This window comes from Castellaniella defragrans 65Phen (assembly GCF_000612685.1).
Classification (GTDB): Bacteria; Pseudomonadota; Gammaproteobacteria; order Burkholderiales; family Burkholderiaceae_B; genus Castellaniella; species Castellaniella defragrans.
The window spans coordinates 2,798,975-2,816,215 of the sequence record NZ_HG916765.1; the positions used below are offsets into that span (position 1 = coordinate 2,798,975).

Below are 17,241 nucleotides of genomic sequence, written 5' to 3' on the forward strand. Positions count from 1 at the left end.
AAAAACCGCACGCGACACGAAGGCCCAAGGTCCCGGGTCCCGTGCATGGGGGCATTACCGCGTCACGCATATGGCGTCGCCATGCGCCGCGCTGCTGCGGCAATAAGGCCGGTGCGTGAGCATGTAGAAAAACCCGACGCCCAGGACGATAGCCATCGAAAGCAGCACGATATAGTTGTCATACCAGGCGGCGTCCGGCGTACGCGGCCATGCGATATTGACGATGGCGGCCACCCCATAGGCCAATGCCAGCACATTCACCAGCAGGCCCCAGCCGCCCAGGGTGAATTCACCGGACGGCTGCCAGCCCTTCAAGCGCGCCCGCAGCGCAGCCAGGACCACCATCTGGAAAGCGATGTAGATTCCGACGGCGGCAAAAGAAATGATCTTCACCAGCGCATCCGTCGAAACCAGGGCGCTCAGGACCACGATTCCGGGGACGATGCCGGCCAGGATCAAGGCGTAGGGCGGCACGTGCCTGGCGTTGGAAAAGCGGGAAAAGATCCCGCTGCCAAAGATCATGTGATCGCGGGCATAGGCGTATACCATGCGGCTCGCCGCCGCCTGCAGGCTCATCGCGCAGGAGAGGAACGAGATCAGCACCACGCCGATGACCAGCCAGCTGCCCACGCCGCCAAACGCATTCTTCAGGAGAATGGGGACGACATCCCCCTGGACGCGGCCTTCGATGACATCCCGATAGTCGACGACGGACAGCAGCAGGGCGAGACAGACGAAGGTGGCGGCGACGCCACCGATATAGATCGTCCGCCGCATGGCCTTCGGGATGCGGCGTCCGGGATTGGGCACTTCCTCGGCGACATCGCCACACGCCTCGAAACCATAATACTGGTACACGCCGATCAGGCTGGCGGCAAGGAAGGCCCCCAGATACGAACCATCGGTGTTCGCGCCGAAAGTATCGAAAATGACCCCGATGCCGTGATGGCGCTCGAAGATCAGGAGATATCCGCCCACGAAAATGGCGCCCAGGATTTCGGCGATGAAGCCGATCATGGCGGCACGGGCCAGAACCTTCGTGCCCATCATGTTGATGATGGTCGCCACCAGGATGACCAGCAGGGCGAACAGGACCGTGTTTTCGGTCGATGGTTCGAAACCGGCCAGTATCGCGGTGTAGGGCGCCGCGCCATACGTCACCCCGCCGATGGTGGCGAACAGGGCCATGATATAGATCCAGCCCGTCATCCACGCCCATTTCCGCCCCCAGAGGCGCCGGGCCCAGGGATAGACCCCGCCGGCCAGCGGATACTGGGACACGATCTCGCCGAAAACCAGGGCCACCAGGAACTGGCCCGCCCCCGCGACCAGCAGGGCCCAGATCATCGGCGGCCCGCCCACGGCCAGCGAAGACGAGAACAGCGAATAGATACCCACCACCGGCGAAAGGTAGGTGAATCCCAGCGCGAAGTTTTCCCAGAGCGTCATCTCCCTGCGAAACTCGGATTTATACCCCAGCCTTGCCAGTTGCTCGGCGTCACTGTCGATGACACCACTCGTGATTTTATGTCCCACCATGTTCTCCTTGAAATTGACGACATCTTTTTGCAAGATGGTTCTTTATGGAATCTCTGAACAAGTCATCACGCCGCATGCATCTGCTTGCCGCTCGACTTGTTCAGAGGCTCCTTATGAAGACAGCAAGAAAGTCGATACCGGAAACGCTCCTCGACGGCCGGTATTCGCACGCGGCCGCACGGATTTCTCACAAAAGGCACGCACCGGATCCTGTTCCGAAGAACGGGATCCCCCGCACCCGGGCGTCGCCCTCCCCGATCACCCCAGATTGATCCAGACCGATTTCGTCTGCATGTGCGCCAGCATCGTGTCGAAACATTTGTCCCGCCCCTGACCGGATTGCTTGTACCCGCCCCACGGCTGGGTCATGTCCCCATGCTCGTAGCAATTGACCCAGACGATGCCCGCCTGGATGTCCCTGGCCATCCGGTGGGCGGTATTGAGATCCCGGGTCCAGATGGAGGATGCGAGGCCGTAGATGCTTCCGTTCGCGATTTCGATGGCCTGCTCCTCCGTCTCGAATGACATGACCGCGCCCACGGGGCCGAAGATCTCCTCGCGTGCGATCTTCATGTCGGGCGTGACATCCTTGAACAGAGTGGGCTGCACATAACTGCCCGCCGACAACCCGTCCGGCCGCCCGCCCCCCAGAACCAGTTCGGCGCCGTCCTCCCTGCCGCTTTCGATGTAGCCGAGCACCCGGGTCTGCTGCTCCCTGGTCACCAGGGGCCCCATCGTGGTTTCGGGGTCCAGAGGATCGCCCGGCTGGAAGCGTCCCGCCTCGCGCAGGAATTTCTCGACGAAATCCGGATAGATGGATTCATGCACCAGCAGCCTGGAACCTGCGCTGCAGACTTCGCCCTGGTTGGTATAGATCCCATTGACGGCATACGTGACCGCCATATCCAGATCGGCATCCCGCATGAGGATCTGGGGGCTCTTGCCGCCGCACTCGGTGGTCACCCTTTTCATGTTGGACTGGCCGGAATAGATCATCATCAGCTTTCCGACTTCGGTGGAACCGGTGAAGCTGATCTTGTCCACATCCATATGCAGAGCCAGGTGGCGCCCAATCTCCTCGCCAAAGCCGTTGACGACATTGAAGACGCCCTCCGGAATGCCGGCCTCCGCCAGCAGACGGGCCAGGAGAAGCGCGCTCATCGGGGTCTGCTCGGCCGGCTTCAGGACCACCGAATTCCCCGCCGCAAGGGCGGGCGCCACCTTCCATGCGGCCATCATCAGGGGATAATTCCAGGGCGTCACACAGGCGACGACGCCCAGCGGCTCCCGCACGATCATGTGCAAGGCGGACGGGTCCGTGCTGGTGACCATGCCATCGATCTTGTCGATCGTCTCGCCGAAGTACTGGAACGTCAGTGCCGAGAAAGGCACGTCGCCGCTCACCAGTTCGGTGATCGGCTTGCCCATGTCCAGGCAGTCCAGCACGGCGAACTCGTCGGCATGCTTTTCGATCAGTGCCGCCGCGCGGTAGAGCACCGCCATGCGGTCCCGGGGCGCCATCCGGGACCACACGCCGCTCCTGAAGGCGCGCCTCGCGGCCGACACCGCGCGGTCGACATCTTCCACGCCACCCTGCGCCATTTCGGCCAGGACGCGCCCGGTCGCCGGATTGACGCTCTCGAAGCGCCGGCCCTGTGCCGCATCGACGAATGCCCCATCGATGAACAATCGGGTCTCGGGCCGAATTTCCGCCGCCATGTCGTGCCAGTATTTAAGGGATTTCATGTGCTCTTTCTCCTGTCAGGTCAACAATTTCTGAATGGTTCTCGCGGCATCCACGGACTCGGCTGCCAACGTCTTGATCTCGCGCGCGACCACTGAAAATCCCCTGCCGGCCTGTCCCGCGCGGGCGGCCTCGATCGCGGCATTGATCGCGAGCAGGTTCGTCTGATCCGAAATGTTCTTGATCACGTCGATCACCTGGGAAATCCGGCCATGCTTTTCCTGCACCGAGGAAATGGCCTCGTCGTGCAGGCATGCGGCCCGCTTCTCATCCGATATGTCGCGCACGGCGCCGATGAGATAGCGCAGCTTTCCCCCGGCATCGACGAATCCCTTGCCCCGCTCCCGGTACCAGACGTCGCCGCGCGTCTTGTGGCGCATCCTGTATTCAATGGTGTAGGCATCCGACCAGTCGGCCCTGGCCACATAATCCTGGATGGCCTGGATCAGCCTTTCGTAGTCTTCCGGATTCACGATCCTCTGGTAATCATCCCAACTGTCCGTGAATTCCTCGCGGGTATACCCGATCAGATTCCTGAATTGATCGGACCAGCGCAATTCGTTCTCCGGATGATCGATATCCCCGCCGATGATCGCCAGTTCGTAGCAGCCTTCCGTCAGCGTCTGCCGCATCAATTCCGCCATCGCATTCCTGGCCCGCAGCCGCTCGATTTCCGCCTGCTGGGAAAGCGCGGCATCCCCGAGGCGCCTTATTTCCAGTTCCAGCGCCTCGCGGGACTGGATTTCCCGCCTTGCGCTGGCCCGCAGGCCCTCCACCACCCGAACGAAATCGACGGCCCCCTCCGTTCCCGCGGGCGCCGCCTCCCCGACGGCCGATCCGAACGCCCGGGAGATGCCCTGCCATTGCGCCCGCAGTTTCTTCAACGCGCCGTGCAGCCTGGGATAACACGCCAGGCGATCCAGGCCGCCGTCCGGATCAGGCGCCGGACCCGGGCCCTCATTCATGATGGTTTCGATGGACAGCGCAATCCCGTCGCACAAATCGCGCCTCATGCGATCTCGCAGCATCCTGTCTCCTGTGGTTCATGGATGTCATCGTTCTTATTCCATTACCAAAGAAGCAAGACCCATGCCAACTCAAGATGAAACTCTTAAGTCCATGAAATAAAAGGCCTGGATTTATACTCTTGATTTGAATCAATACGATTCAGCGCGCAAAACCCCCATTCCCGATGGCGTCATGCAACGGTCGCTGCATCCGCGCATCAAGAACCGTCGGCATTGCTCTTGCGAACGATCGTCGCGATATCCACGTTCAGCAGTTTCGCCGCTCCCCGCTTGCTGCCCGCCTGGAGGATGGCCGAATCGATGAGTTCCTTTTCGTAGGCGCGAACCGCCTGCCGCAAATCGAAACCCTCGCCGAAAGAAGCCGCGGCGGGCTTCGGGCCGGACGGCGGACAGGGGCACACGTCGAATTCGTCGAGGGGACCATCCAGGTCTATCAGGTGCTCCGGCAGCGAATCGGCGGAAGCCACTTCCTCGCACATCACGGACAGGTATTCGATGATGTTCTGCAATTCCCGGATGTTTCCCGGGAACGAATACGACAGCAGCCGATTCCGGCAGCCCTCGTCCAGGCACAGGGGCACCGGCCGCCGGGCATTGACTTCGCGCAGGAAATGATCGATCAGCAGCGCCAGCAGATTCTTCCGCTGCCGCAGCGGCGGAACGACCAGCGTGATGACGTTGAGGCGGTAATACAGGTCCCGCCTGAACGCCCCGGCCCGGACCGCAGCCCGCAAATCGCAATTGGTCGCGGCGATGACCTGCATCCGCAGGTGCCGGGGCGCCGTGGCCCCCACACGCTGCACCACGCCCTCCTCCAGGACCTGCAGGATCTTGGCCTGGGACTGCAGGGGGATCTCGCCGACCTCGTCGAGAAACAGCGTGCCGCCGTCGGCGGCCTCGATCAGGCCTTTCTTGCCGCGAGTCGACGCGCCCGTGAACGATCCTCTTTCGTACCCGAACATCTCGGATTCGAACAGGGTATCCGGGATCGCGCCGCAGTTGATGTGCACGAAAGGACGGCCTTCCCCCTGGCTGGAAGCCTTGTGCAGATACACCGCGAGCTGCGATTTGCCCACACCCGACTCGCCCAGCAGAAGAAGCCGGCTGCCCAGGGCCATCGCGCGCAACCCTTGCTCCAGCAGGCGCGAGGTATCGGGACAGGTGACGAACGGAATTTCCAGGTCTCCGGCATCGTCCTTCTTGAGACCGGAGATCATGCCCCTGCCAAGCAGCTTCGACGTCTTTTGCGACGTGGACACCCGCCCGGCATTGTTCTGGATGATGATCAGGAAATACCTGCCGTTGTCGTTCGGCGAGCCCAGGACGCGAGTGATCAGCGTGTAGCTGCGGTCGTCCGCATCGAATACCTCCCGGCTGATCCTGAGACCCTGGATGACATCGTCCATCAAGGCGTCGTAGATGATCTGGCTCTGGGACAGCAGGTTGCGCAAGGGCTGCCCCACGGCCATCTTGCGCGAGACCTCGTTCATGCTCTCGGCGGCCGTGTTCATGTAGGCGATCAGGCCGGTATTGTTGACCACGATCAGGCCGTCGGGCATCTGGTCGCACAGGGCCCACAGGCGGTCGTCGGCAAAAAACTGATCCAGATCCTCCGCGCTGACCGCGCTTGGAAACGCGTCTCTCAGGCTGAAAAATTTCATCTCCCCTCCACGCAGGGGATGCCCTGCACAAGTCCATCCGACCGCCGTATTCCCGCTCGCGGCGCGCATCCGCCGCCCGGTCCGCCGATCACGCCGGCGGCGGACCGGTCAGACGGCGGCCGGGCACAGCATCAGTACGAACCGATCCGGTACGTCGTCGCCGATGGGAAAACTCTGGGCGTTGCAAGCGATGCGCGACCCATCGGGCACCCGCACGGTCGTGACCCACCGCTGATGGTTGATGCCATACCACTTCCTGTCATTTGGCAGCGGGGTATTCAGATCCACGATCGACTGGATGTCCTGCCCGAAGAAATCATAGGGAGACCAGCCGAACAGCTTCTGAAAGGCGGCATTCACGGCCAGCAGCCGGCGGCCTCTGTCGATCACCAGGATGGCGTCGGGCATGGCGTCCAGGATGCTGCGCACGTCGGAGGCTTCCCGGGCCAGGCGGGTCCTGGTCCGGCGGTAGCCGGTGACATCCCGTGTGGTGCCCCACATGCGTATCAGGAACCCGTCCAGGATCTTGCAGTGCACGGTGTTTTCCATGTACATGATGGAGCCGTCATGATCCGTATCGATGCTCAGCGCATTCTCGACATGACATCCCGACTTGATGATTTCCATGACGAACGCTTCGTTTTCCTGATTGCGGGGAAAATAATGCGAGACCGGCTGTTCGTTCAGATCCATGCCCTCCGGCAGGTCGTACAGCCGGGCCATGGCTTCATTGCACATGAACCAGCGGCATTCGTTCTCGAAGACCTGCCGCACGATTTCATGCATCCCCCGGCCCAGATCGACCGGCTCGGAGAAATCGATGCACCACATGGCTTCCGAAGCCGCCTGGACCAGTTCCCGATTGATTTCCTCGGAACGGATCAGTTCTTCGAGTTCGGGGCTGGCCTGCACACCCAGGGGAATAGTCGCGCGCAGGCGATACTCCGGTCCGGCGCCCACGTTCTCGATCAGGCCGATCAGCCGGGCGTGGCGCGCCTCTCCCGGAAACCTCAGGCCCAGCACCCGATAGGCGGAACGCATGCCCGCGGCGCGATTCCGCATGAACTCCCGGATGTCGAAGGCCGAGCGCACATCCAGGACGTCGATCGCCCGGCAGGGCACCCCGTCGCCGAGCAGGCCGGCCGCCGTCCGGTTCATGGCAACGATTTCCAGATCGGCATCGATCTCCAGCACCAGGACGGATGCGTCCATCGCAGGCGCCGCCGGCCTTCCGGATGCAGCCGACGCCGAACGGGACTGAAGCCGGGGTTTGCGCCCGGTCGCGGGATCACGCAGCATCAGGACAGTTTCTCCATGGCGTCGGCGAAATCGAACACGTCCATGACCGCCCCGTACGTGGCAAAGTTGAAAATCGGAGCGTTGGGATCGGTATTGACGGCGATGATCGTCTCGACATGCTTCATGCCGTGCAGATGCTGCACGGCCCCGGAAATCCCCAAGGCGACATACAGCTTGCAGCTCGCGGCCACCTTCCCGGTCAGACCGACCTGATGCGCCTTGTGCAGCCAGCCCGAATCGGCCACCGGCCGCGAACAACCCAGCGTCGCCCCCAGTCTTTCAGCCAGCGCCTGGAACCGCGGGATATTTTTCTCATCCTGAACGCCGCGGCCGACCGACAGAATGAACTCGGCCTTGCCGATGTCCACGCCCGCGGCCGGCGCCTCGACGAAATCCAGATGCCGGGTCCGGCGCCCGGCCACGGGCGCCAGATCGATCTCGGCCTCGCGGATTGCGGCGGCGCCCTCGCCGGACGGCGCCTTGAAGGTGGCGCCCCGCACCGTCATGACCACCAGGGGCTTGCCGGGAAACTCGAGCTCGATGTTCACCTTGCCCGCGTATCCGCTGCGCGTGGCACGCAGCCTGCCCTCTTCAAGACCGATCCCGAAGACATCCGCGGCGAACCCGCTGCCCAGCCGCGCGGCAATGCCCGCGGCGATGCCCAGGCCGCTGGCCGAATGGCCGATCAGGACCAGCCGGGGCCGCTCCGCCTCGATGATCGAACACAATGCCTGTTCAGCGGTCGCCGCATCGAAGTGCTCATCGCCCGCCGCGGCCAGCACGACGGAGTCGACGCCCGGCAGATTCATCCGCGCCCCGAACGATGCGGCGTCCCGGCCGACGATGGCCACGCTCACGGGACCGCCGATGGCGTCCTTGACCGACAGGGCCGCGCCGACGAGCTCGCCGCTGACATCCGACAACACGCCGCGCGTATGCTCGGCAACGACAAGTATTCCGCTCATGCCTTGGCCCCCATCTTTTCCTGAATGATCCTGATCACCCGGGAAGCGACTTCCTCGGCGCTTCCTTCGAGCATTTCGGCGCGATTCGCCTCGGGCACCACCAGCCGGTGAACCAGCGCGGCGCCCTGGCCCACGGCGTCGGCCCCCACATCGATATTTAATATTGGCTTGGCCTTGGCCAGTTTGATCATGCGCATGGTTGCGTACCGGGGGGTATTGGCCCCGGTCTGCATCGTGACCAGGGCGGGCACGGGCAATCCGACCCGATGCCCCACGCCCCCTTCGAGTTCCCGCGTGACGACCATCTCCGCGCCGCCGTCCCATTCCGCCTTGACGACGAGCGCCGCCGAAGGCATGTCCAGCAGCCTGGCCAGCGCGATGCCCGTCGAGCCCTGTGCGAGATCCCCGGACTGGGCCCCGGCGATGACGAGATCGGGCGTCTCGGCCATGACGAAGCCGGCAAGCACCCGGGCAATCGTGATCGGATCGGCACCCGCCAGCGCCTCACCCCAGATCCGGACGCCCCGGTGCGCGCCCTTGCCCAGCGCCTTGCGCAGGCCATCCTCCGCCTCTTCCGCCCCCACGGACACCACGACGACCTCTCCGCCGCCCAGTTGCTCGGTGAACAGCAGCGCCTGCTCGAGCGCCGTGTCGTCCCATTCGTTGAGCAGGTACTCGAAAGATTCGGGCGTGATCGTCCTGCCATCGCCGGAGAACCGGAAATCATCGCTCAGCTTGCCGATCTGCTTGATGGGCACGACGATGCGCAATCCCTCCTTGGCGGGCGCCTGGTAGCCGGGCAGGGCGACCGGCTCGACGGGCGCGACGCGCCACGGCGCCGCCTCCGGGGGAGACGCCTCATGCGCCGCGGGGGCCGCCATGGCCGCCCCTTCCCCCGCCGCGATGCTTTCCGCACGAGGTGCGGCCAGCAGCCCCGCGGCATGCTGCTCGAGCCATGCATCCAGGCGGTGCTGCACCGATACCATCACCCGGTCCGCCATCGAATCGGCGATTTTTTCCATCAGGACGGGCAGGTCCCGCAAGTCGAACTCCTCCAGATCGATGGCTCTGGCAACCAGTTCCGCAATGTCTTCCACGACGAGCATCTCCTCCAATCCAGCCGTTTTACGTGCATCCTCGAACATCGTCAGGTCTTTCGGGCAGCAGGTCGCAAAAACCTGGATGCCCAGCTCCGCCGCTTCCCGCATGCGCAGCTCCGACGGCTTGGCGGCGCCCGGCTGATCGGGAATCCAGAACCTTCCGCCGCCGGCGCCGCAGCAGAACGAGTTGTCGCCATGGCGCGGCATTTCCACCAATTCGCACCCGATCAGGCCAAGCAGCCGGCGCGGCGCCTCGTAGACCTTGTTCAGGCGGCCCAGATGGCAAGGGTCGTGATAGGTCACGCGCAACCCGAGCGGCCGTACCGCCTTCAGGGCGCCGGATTCGAACAGTTCGCACAGCACTTCCGTGTAGTGCAGGACCGGCGCCATCCTGCCGAACTCCGGATATTCGTTGCGCAGGGTGTTGTAGCCATGCGGGTCCGTCGTGAAGATCCGCTGGAAAGGCCTGGCCCTGGCCATCTGGTCCAGGTTGTGCTCGACCAGGGACTCGAACAGGCCTTCCTCGCCGACCCGGCGCACATCGTTGCCCGCCGTTCTCTCGCCGTCGTACAGCAGGCCGAAGTCGAAGCCGGCCGCCTTGAGCAGGCGCGCCACCGTGCGGCTGACGCGCTGATTGCGCGGGTCGAACGACGCCTGGTCGCCGACGAACCACAGGGAATCCGCCGGCTCCTTGCGGATGTCCTTGACATGGAATTCCAGTTCCGCCGTCCAGGCTCCCCGCTTGCGGGCGGGCTCCCCGAAGCTGTTTCCGCAGACGCCGATCGTATTGAGGACATTGCGCAGCAAGGGGTCCAACTGATCGTTTTCCACCAGCCGGCGGCGCATCTGCAGGATCTTCACCGGATGCTCGACGCCCACCGGGCATATTTCCAGGCAGGCGCCGCACATGCGGCAGGCCCACAGCGTGTCGGGATGGATCACACCCCCTTCCAGCAGGCCCTTTTCCTGCGTGCAGGACTGGGCGCGGTCATTGTGCAGACGCAGGTCCAGGATGAAATCCCTGGGGCTGAGCGGATATCCCGCCGTCCGGGCGGGACAGGCCTCATGGCAGCGGCCGCACTTGGTGCAGGCGTCCAGATCGAGCATGTCCTTCCAGGAAAACTCGGCGATGTCGCCCACCCCGACCGCCGCCGCCCCGGGATCGACCTTCGGCAGGCGGCGCAGCGCCAGGGGATCGCGCGAAGCCAGCGAACCCAGGGCGGCGATCATGTGCTTGGCCTTGTACCAGGGGATCGTGGCGACGAACGCCAGCGCGGCCACGCCGTGCACCCACCAGTTGACGGCCCGCAGGCGCGACAGGGCGCCGGCATCGAGGCCCAGCGCCCGCAGCGACCCGCCGATCGCCCGGCCCACCGGCTCCCATGCAGCCCACGAGGGGCTCTCCATCGCATGGCGCACGCCTTCCTGCAGGAAGCCCGTCAGCACGATGACCAGCAGCGCGCTCAGAAAGATCCAGTCCTCGATCCGCCACGCGGCGGCGGCTTTCCTGAGCGTGTCCTCGCCGGCATAGCTGCGCAGATAATTCAGCTTGGGCAGGCCGAACCGGGCGCGCCGCACCATCATCATGGCCAGCCCGGTGGCGACCGCCACGCCCGCCAGGTCCAGGACCAGGCTGAAGACCAGGAAAAACCCGCCCTTCCAGAACGACACGCCGAACAGAGGCCGGACGATGTCGTAGTCCAGCGTGATGACGGACGTGCCGATGAACAGCAGCACGAAGCCGAAGAATATGCCCGCGTGCGCCATGCCCGCATACCGGTCGCGCCGGCGGACCGTGCGATGGGTCAGCATGTCCGCGACCATGCGCCGGACGCCTCGCCACAGATCGAGCGGTACGGGCGAAGCCCTGCCGCGCGCATATTTCAGGATGCTCCTTGCCACCCCCAGGACCGCCGCACCCATGGCGGCGATCCCGATGACGTAGAAAAAGAACAGCCCGGACGACGGCAGCGCCCAAAAAAGCTCCCTGGTTTCCATTGCTCTCTTTCCGAATGATGGAGGTCGCCGGGTCCGTCACGGGACGGACCCGGGGGTGCGGCCCTCAGGCGGCCGGACTCAATCGACCTCGACCTTGGGCCGCGGATCTCCCAGCTTCGGGAAGGTGTCGTGTCCCCACACCTGGCGCTCGCGAATCCACGGCAGCGGATATTCCGGATGCGGGCCATCGAACTCGCGCGCCAGGCGGTGGCCTTCGAACATCGCCTGGAGCGCCTGCATCGGCGCCTTGCAGTCGCCGATCCGGTAGACGGCTTCGATGCCGTTGGGCTCCCACTCGGCCTTGCGCTGCTTCAGTTCGCGATACAGCGCGTCCTCCGAGATGCGGGACGTCAGCAGGATGACCGAATCCGCCTCGACCTCCATCGTTCCGGGATTCAGGCGGCGCGGCACCGCGCCCGTGGTGGGGCCGGCGAGGTCGGGGCCATGGCGGTACATGTAGCCGAGCGTCACCTTGCCGGGCTCGATCCTGTCGATCCAATGATTGCGGATCGTGGGGATGCCTTTCTCATTGAGCATCCGCTTGTTGTTCTGAACCTCCAGGGTGAACTGCCCGTAGTCGGCGATTTCCGAAAGGTTCGTGACATAGGTGACCTGCATCCCGAGATCCGCCATCATTTCGGTCAGCGTGATGCCCAGGAAATGGCCCTCGGCATCCATCACCAGGACCCGCTTGCCCACCAGCGGCTTGCCCGCCACGATCTGTTCCGGCGTGAAGACATGCGGCAGCGAAGTGTCGGCACCCGGGATCGGCCGATGGCCCTCCGGCCCCACCCCATCCGTGCGCCAATGGGAACCGGTCGCGACGACCACCCGGTCCGCGCCGTATTCCAGGATATCCTGGGCCGACATCTTGCCGACGCCCAGATGGATCTCCACGTTCTTCATCTTGCGCAGCTGGATTTCCCGATAGGTGATGACGCGGCTCCACTCGTTCAGGCGAGGCAGCTTGCTGACCCAGCGCCAGTGTCCGCCCAGCTCGGCCTCGGCCTCGCGCAGATGCACCGTATAGCCGCGCTCGCCCAGGACACGCGCGCATTCCAGGCCGGCCGGCCCGGCGCCGACGACGAGCACGGAACAGGGATCCCGCGCCGGCTCGAATTTCTCCGGGTGCCAGCCGCGCCGGTATTCCTCCATCGCCGTCTGGTTCTGCGTGCATTGCAGCTGCCCGACCTGATTGAACTTCGAGACGCACATGTTGCAACCGATGCATTCGCGGATGTCTTCCAGCCGGCCCTCGGAGATCTTGTTGGGCAGGAACGGGTCGGCGATCGAGGGACGCGCGGCGCCGATGATGTCGGCCACGCCGCCGCGGATGATGGCGACCATGTCGTCGGGGCTGGTGAACCGGCCGTTGGCGACCACCGGCACGCCCTCCACCACGCTCTTGGCGTCCTTGACGAAGGGCGTCATCCAGCCCGATTTGCGATAGCGCGATACGCCGGCGTCCTCTCCCCATTCCTCGTAATCACCGATCTTGACCGACCAGAGATCGCAGACTCCCTCGCGGTGCATGAGCTCCATGAAGCGGACCCCGTCCTCCTTGGCCTCGATCCCGCCGTCCGGACCATGCAGGGTATCGACCTCGAAACGGGTCGTGATGGCGCAGGAGTGCCCCAGTTCCCTCTTGAGCGCCGTCATGAGCTCGATGTAGAAGCGCGCCCGGTTTTCCAGGGAGCCGCCGTATTTGTCGGTGCGGTGGTTGTAGCGGGGTTCCAGGAACTGGATCGGCACGGTGCTGTCGCCGCCCGACACCTCCAGCAGATCGAAACCCGCCTGCTCCGCGCGTTTCGCGGCCAGCACGTACATATTGATGACGGCCTTGATGTCGTCATGATCCATCTCGCTGCCATACACCGTGCGGGACGGGAACATATTGGACACCAGGCCGGTGGGCGCGCGCCCGACTTCCCGCGATTCGAGGCAGGGCGCATGGATCCCGCTGTACCAGAGCTGCACGCCCACCAGGCTGTCGTGCCGATGCGCCATATCGCACATGTAGCGCAGATTGATCACGTCGCCCTCGTCCCACAATCTGGCGGACGTATAGGGATATTCGTCGGCTTCCGGGTGGATCGAACAGTATTCGGTGAATACGACCCCCCAGCCGCCCTCGGCCTTCATGGCGCGGAAATGCGCCTGGGTCCCCGGACGCTCCGAGCCCGGCCCCGCGCAATGCGAAGTCTGGAAGAACCGGTTGCGCGAGACCTTGGGGCCGATCTGGATGGGGTCGAAGAGAATGTCGTATTTGGGATCGCGAGCCATGAATTGTCTCCAATGTACTGGTTGGGAAAACGGCCCTGCATCCTGCGGCGCCCGCTCTCAAAATGATCGCAGGCGCCGCCGATGATCGGATGCACGGCAAGGAACGAGGACGATTCCTTTCACGATCATTCAAAGCAAAACCCATGCCAACATCGGAAACACGTGCCCCACGACAAGCGTCGCAAAAAAATCAGGACATCGGCCGGAAAATCGCTGCATATCTGCATACATGCGCCGCCTGGCGATGCAATAAATCATCGGCATCCGGCATGCCGCCCATGGACCCTATTGATTCGCATCAAGAACGCGCTCTGAAAATCGGCTCTCGAGGCAATCCCCCGCCGCTCCACCGCCTTTTTCAATCTCATGTTTTTTCGGCGCGTATCGGAAAATGGGCGGTAAGAAAATCCGATATGAAAATGATTCCCGGCATCGAATGAAACGCGCACGGCCCCGGAAACGGCCCTCGCCGCCTGAATCAGGGACGAATGCCGCTCCCGGAGCCGTGCCGGATGGATGGCCCCGCCCCGAAGCATGGGGACGGGGCCAGGCGTGAGATCAGAGAGACCGGGCCGCTTCCTCCAGCGACTGCGCGAACCGGTCCGCCAGCGTCTCGACCTGCGGCTCGGTGATGATGAGCGGCGGGCAGAAGGCCAGGCTGTCCTGGATGCCGCGCAGGATCAGGCCGTTGTCCTGGGCGCGGCGCACGACCTGCGCGCCGGCCTTGCCGAGCGGATCGAAGGGCGTGCGGGCCGCCTTGTCGGCCACCAGCTCCACCGCCGCGATCAGGCCCACGCCGCGCACCTCGCCCACCAGCGGATGATCCGCCAGTTCCCGCAGCCGGCGCTGCAGCACGGCGCCGGCCGCCGCGGCATTGGCCACCAGGCCGCGTTCCTCGATCACGCGGATGTTCTCCAGCGCCACGGCGGCCGCCACCGGATGGCCGCTGGCCGTGTAGCCATGGCCGAAGGTGCCCAGCTCGCCGCTGTGGCGCGCCAGCACCGAGGCCACGCGCTCGTTCATCAGCACCGCCGCCAGGGGCAGGTACGAGGAGGTGAGCTGCTTGGACAGGGTCATGAAATCCGGCTCGATGCCGTACAGCTCCGAGGCGAACATCTTCCCCGTGCGGCCGAAGCCGGTGATGACCTCGTCGGCGATCACCAGCACGTCGTACTTGCGGCACACCGCCTGCATCTTCGGCCAGTAGGTCGCGGGCGGCACGACCACGCCGCCCGCGCCCATCACCGGCTCGCCGATGAAGGCCGCCACGGTGTCCGGCCCCTCTTCCAGGATCAGGGCCTCCAGTTCGGCGGCCAGGCGGTCGGCGAATGCGGTCTCGGTCTCGCCCGGCAGGCCCTCGCGGTACCAGTGCGGGCAGCGCGCGTGGCGGATCTGCGGCAGCGGCAGGTCGAAGCTGCGGTGGTTGCCTTCCAGGCCGGTGAGGCTGGCCGAGGCCACCGTCACCCCGTGATAGCCGCGCTTGCGGGCGATGATCTTCTTCTTGGCCGGGCGGCCCAGGGCGTTGTTGTAGTACCAGACCATCTTGACGATGGTGTCGTTGGCCTCGGAGCCCGAATTGGTGAAGAAGGCCTGGGCCATGCGCCCGCCGGTCAGGCCGATCAGCTTCTCGGCCAGCTCGATCGAGGGCACGTTCGATTTCTGGCTGAAGGTGTGATAGAAGGGCAGGCACTCCATCTGGCGGCGCGCGGCCTCGGCCAGCCGCGGCTCGCTGAAGCCGACCGCCACGCTCCACAGTCCCGACATGCCCTCGATGTATTCCTTGCCCTCGGTGTCGTACACGTGGATCCCGTTGCCCCGGGCCATGATGCAGGGGCCTTCCTCGCGCAGCCGCGGCGCGTTGGTGTAGGAATGGAATTGATAGGCCACGTCGTTGCGGGCCAGGGTCTCGTTCGTCGTCATGTCAGGGTTTCCTTCAAGTTCCGTCCGTGGAAATAATCAATCGATCGGGCAATGCGGGTGATGCGGGGGTGAAGCGGGTGATGCGGGTGATGCGGCCCGCGCGGGCCTGTGCGGACCCGTGCGGGCAATATGGCAAACCGGGCGGCGCGCCCCCTGCGGGGCGTCAGACGTAGCGGCGGATGACGCGCGCCAGGGCGTCGAAGGCCGGCCGGATCTCCTCGGGCGTGGCGCCGGCGTAGCCCAGCAGCAGGCCGGGCCGGGCATGCGTCCGATCCATGTAGTAGGTGCTCAAGGCGCGCGTGACCACGCCCTGCTGCAGGGCGTCGCGCTCGACCAGGACGTCGTCCACGCCTTCGGGCAGGGCCAGCACCAGGTGCAGGCCGGCGGCGTCGCCGACGATCTCCAGCGTGTCGCCGAAATGGCGGCGGATCCCGTCGATCAGGCAGGCGCGCCGTTCGGCATAGCGGCGGCGCACGCGGCGGATGTGCGAGCTCAGGTGGTCCTCGCGGATGAATTCGGCGAGCACCGAGTGCAGCATCATGTTGCCCTCGCGGTAGAGTTCCGCCACCGCGTTGGCGAAGGCGCCCGACAGCGCCTCGGGCACCACCAGGAAGCCCACGCGCAGGCCCGGGCACAGGGTCTTGCTGAAACTGCCGGCGTACAGCACGCGCCCGTCCTCGTCCATGCCCTGCAGGGACGGCAGCGGGCGGCTGCCGTAGCGGAATTCGCTGTCGTAGTCGTCTTCCAGGATCCAGCACGAGACCTGGCGCGCGTAGTCCAGCAGCATGCGCCGGCGCGCCAGGCTCATCACCATCCCCAGCGGATACTGGTGCGAAGGCGCCACGACGATGAGGCGCGGCGGCTGAGCGCGCTCGGCCTCGCCGGGCCACAGGCCCTCGTCGTCGACCCGGATCGGCACGAGCTTCAGCCCCGCCGACGCCAGCAGGTTGCGCACGCCCCAGTAGGCCGGCTCTTCGATCCAGACGGTGTCGCCCGGATCGCACAGCAGCCGGACGGTGACGTCGATGGCCTGGTGGATGCCGGTGGTCATGACGACCTGCGCGGCCGTGCTGCGCACGGACCGCACGCTGCCGAGGTAGTCGGACAGCGCCTGGCGCAAGGGGCCGTAGCCGCCCGCCGGCGCGTAGCGCATCAGGTCCCAGGGACCTTCGCGCCACTGGCGGTTCTGGATGCGCGCCCAGGTCTTGAGCGGAAATTCGCGCACGTCCGGGATGCCGGGCATGAAGGCGCCCGACTGGCGGTTGGAAAAGCCCAGGTGCGCCAGCAGCCGGCTGCCGCGGCGCGACAGGTGCGCGTCGCGGCCCGCGCCGTGCGGCGCCTGCTCTTCGCGGGCGTCTTCGGGGGCCACGGGCGCTTCGACCAGGTCCTGGCTGATGTCCTGGACGTAGGTGCCGCGCCCCACGCCGGCGTGGACGTAGCCTTCTTCGGTCAGCTGGTCGTAGACCTGGAGCACGGTGTTGCGCGCGATGCGCAGGTCGGCCGCCAGGTCGCGCGTGGACGGCAGCCGCGCGCCAGCCGCCATGCGGCCTTCGAGAATGGCCCTACTGATCAACGCATAGAGCCGCTGATAGGCAGGACTATCGCCCGCAGGATCAAAGTGCTGCTGCAGCCATTCCGAAAGAACAAAGGATTCCAAATTGGCTCCATTAATATAATTTAAAATGGTTTAAATACAGAACCATA

The 17,241-nt window shown here is 64.8% G+C and carries 11 protein-coding genes; 1 reads left to right on the top strand and 10 read right to left on the bottom strand.

Annotation, left to right across the window (positions count from 1 at the left end; translation table 11 throughout):
• Positions 1 to 54 precede the first annotated feature (54 nt).
• The 8 genes from BN940_RS12515 to BN940_RS12550 form a co-directional block, all read right to left on the bottom strand.
• Positions 55 to 1,572 (bottom strand): APC family permease, encoded by a 1,518-nt coding sequence (locus tag BN940_RS12515; RefSeq protein WP_198408269.1) that lies wholly within the window; start codon positions 1,570 to 1,572, stop codon positions 55 to 57.
• Between the two features lie 225 nt (positions 1,573 to 1,797).
• Positions 1,798 to 3,285 carry an aldehyde dehydrogenase gene (locus BN940_RS12520; protein WP_043683555.1) on the bottom strand — a complete coding sequence of 496 codons (1,488 nt, stop codon included), beginning with the start codon at positions 3,283 to 3,285 and terminating at the stop codon, positions 1,798 to 1,800.
• Positions 3,286 to 3,300: 15 nt separating this feature from the next.
• Positions 3,301 to 4,311: a methyl-accepting chemotaxis protein gene (locus BN940_RS20135; protein ID WP_043683558.1), complete on the bottom strand. Its 1,011-nt coding sequence runs from the start codon at positions 4,309 to 4,311 to the stop codon at positions 3,301 to 3,303.
• A gap of 197 nt (positions 4,312 to 4,508) precedes the next feature.
• Entirely contained in the window at positions 4,509 to 5,972 is a 1,464-nt protein-coding gene (locus tag BN940_RS12530) for a sigma-54 interaction domain-containing protein (protein WP_043683562.1), read from the bottom strand.
• 108 nt (positions 5,973 to 6,080) lie between these two features.
• On the bottom strand, positions 6,081 to 7,271 hold the full coding sequence (locus tag BN940_RS18015; RefSeq protein ID WP_084330673.1) for a PAS domain-containing protein: 1,191 nt from the start codon (positions 7,269 to 7,271) through the stop codon (positions 6,081 to 6,083).
• Positions 7,271 to 8,236 (bottom strand): electron transfer flavoprotein subunit alpha/FixB family protein, encoded by a 966-nt coding sequence (locus BN940_RS12540; protein WP_043683565.1) that lies wholly within the window; start codon positions 8,234 to 8,236, stop codon positions 7,271 to 7,273. The genes BN940_RS18015 and BN940_RS12540 overlap by 1 nt, the downstream gene beginning before the upstream one ends.
• The gene (locus BN940_RS12545; RefSeq protein WP_043683568.1) at positions 8,233 to 11,334 is read right to left on the bottom strand and encodes a heterodisulfide reductase-related iron-sulfur binding cluster; all 3,102 of its coding nucleotides are present in this window, start codon (positions 11,332 to 11,334) and stop codon (positions 8,233 to 8,235) included. Before BN940_RS12545 ends, BN940_RS12540 begins: the two co-directional genes overlap by 4 nt.
• 78 nt (positions 11,335 to 11,412) lie before the next feature.
• On the bottom strand, positions 11,413 to 13,617 hold the full coding sequence (locus BN940_RS12550; RefSeq protein ID WP_043683571.1) for an oxidoreductase: 2,205 nt from the start codon (positions 13,615 to 13,617) through the stop codon (positions 11,413 to 11,415).
• A gap of 62 nt (positions 13,618 to 13,679) precedes the next feature.
• Between BN940_RS12550 and BN940_RS19030 the strand changes: the two genes are divergently transcribed.
• Positions 13,680 to 14,057, top strand: a complete 378-nt coding sequence (locus BN940_RS19030) for a hypothetical protein (RefSeq protein WP_148304958.1) — start codon at positions 13,680 to 13,682, stop codon at positions 14,055 to 14,057.
• A gap of 118 nt (positions 14,058 to 14,175) precedes the next feature.
• Here BN940_RS19030 and BN940_RS12555 read toward each other — a convergent pair whose 3' ends face one another.
• Positions 14,176 to 15,537, bottom strand: a complete 1,362-nt coding sequence (locus tag BN940_RS12555; protein ID WP_043683574.1) for an aspartate aminotransferase family protein — start codon at positions 15,535 to 15,537, stop codon at positions 14,176 to 14,178.
• 163 nt (positions 15,538 to 15,700) lie between these two features.
• Positions 15,701 to 17,194, bottom strand: a complete 1,494-nt coding sequence (gene pdxR, locus BN940_RS12560) for a MocR-like pyridoxine biosynthesis transcription factor PdxR (protein WP_043683578.1) — start codon at positions 17,192 to 17,194, stop codon at positions 15,701 to 15,703.
• Between the last annotated feature and the right edge of the window lie 47 nt (positions 17,195 to 17,241).

Coding starts and splice junctions, on each gene's coding strand:
- BN940_RS18015 (WP_084330673.1), bottom strand. CDS start 7,271: ATGCTGCGTGATCCCGCGACCGGGCGCAAACCCCGGCTTCAGTCCCGT.
- BN940_RS20135 (WP_043683558.1), bottom strand. CDS start 4,311: ATGCTGCGAGATCGCATGAGGCGCGATTTGTGCGACGGGATTGCGCTG.
- BN940_RS12545 (WP_043683568.1), bottom strand. CDS start 11,334: ATGGAAACCAGGGAGCTTTTTTGGGCGCTGCCGTCGTCCGGGCTGTTC.
- BN940_RS19030 (WP_148304958.1), top strand. CDS start 13,680: ATGATCGCAGGCGCCGCCGATGATCGGATGCACGGCAAGGAACGAGGA.
- BN940_RS12540 (WP_043683565.1), bottom strand. CDS start 8,236: ATGAGCGGAATACTTGTCGTTGCCGAGCATACGCGCGGCGTGTTGTCG.
- BN940_RS12530 (WP_043683562.1), bottom strand. CDS start 5,972: ATGAAATTTTTCAGCCTGAGAGACGCGTTTCCAAGCGCGGTCAGCGCG.
- BN940_RS12550 (WP_043683571.1), bottom strand. CDS start 13,617: ATGGCTCGCGATCCCAAATACGACATTCTCTTCGACCCCATCCAGATC.
- BN940_RS12555 (WP_043683574.1), bottom strand. CDS start 15,537: ATGACGACGAACGAGACCCTGGCCCGCAACGACGTGGCCTATCAATTC.
- BN940_RS12520 (WP_043683555.1), bottom strand. CDS start 3,285: ATGAAATCCCTTAAATACTGGCACGACATGGCGGCGGAAATTCGGCCC.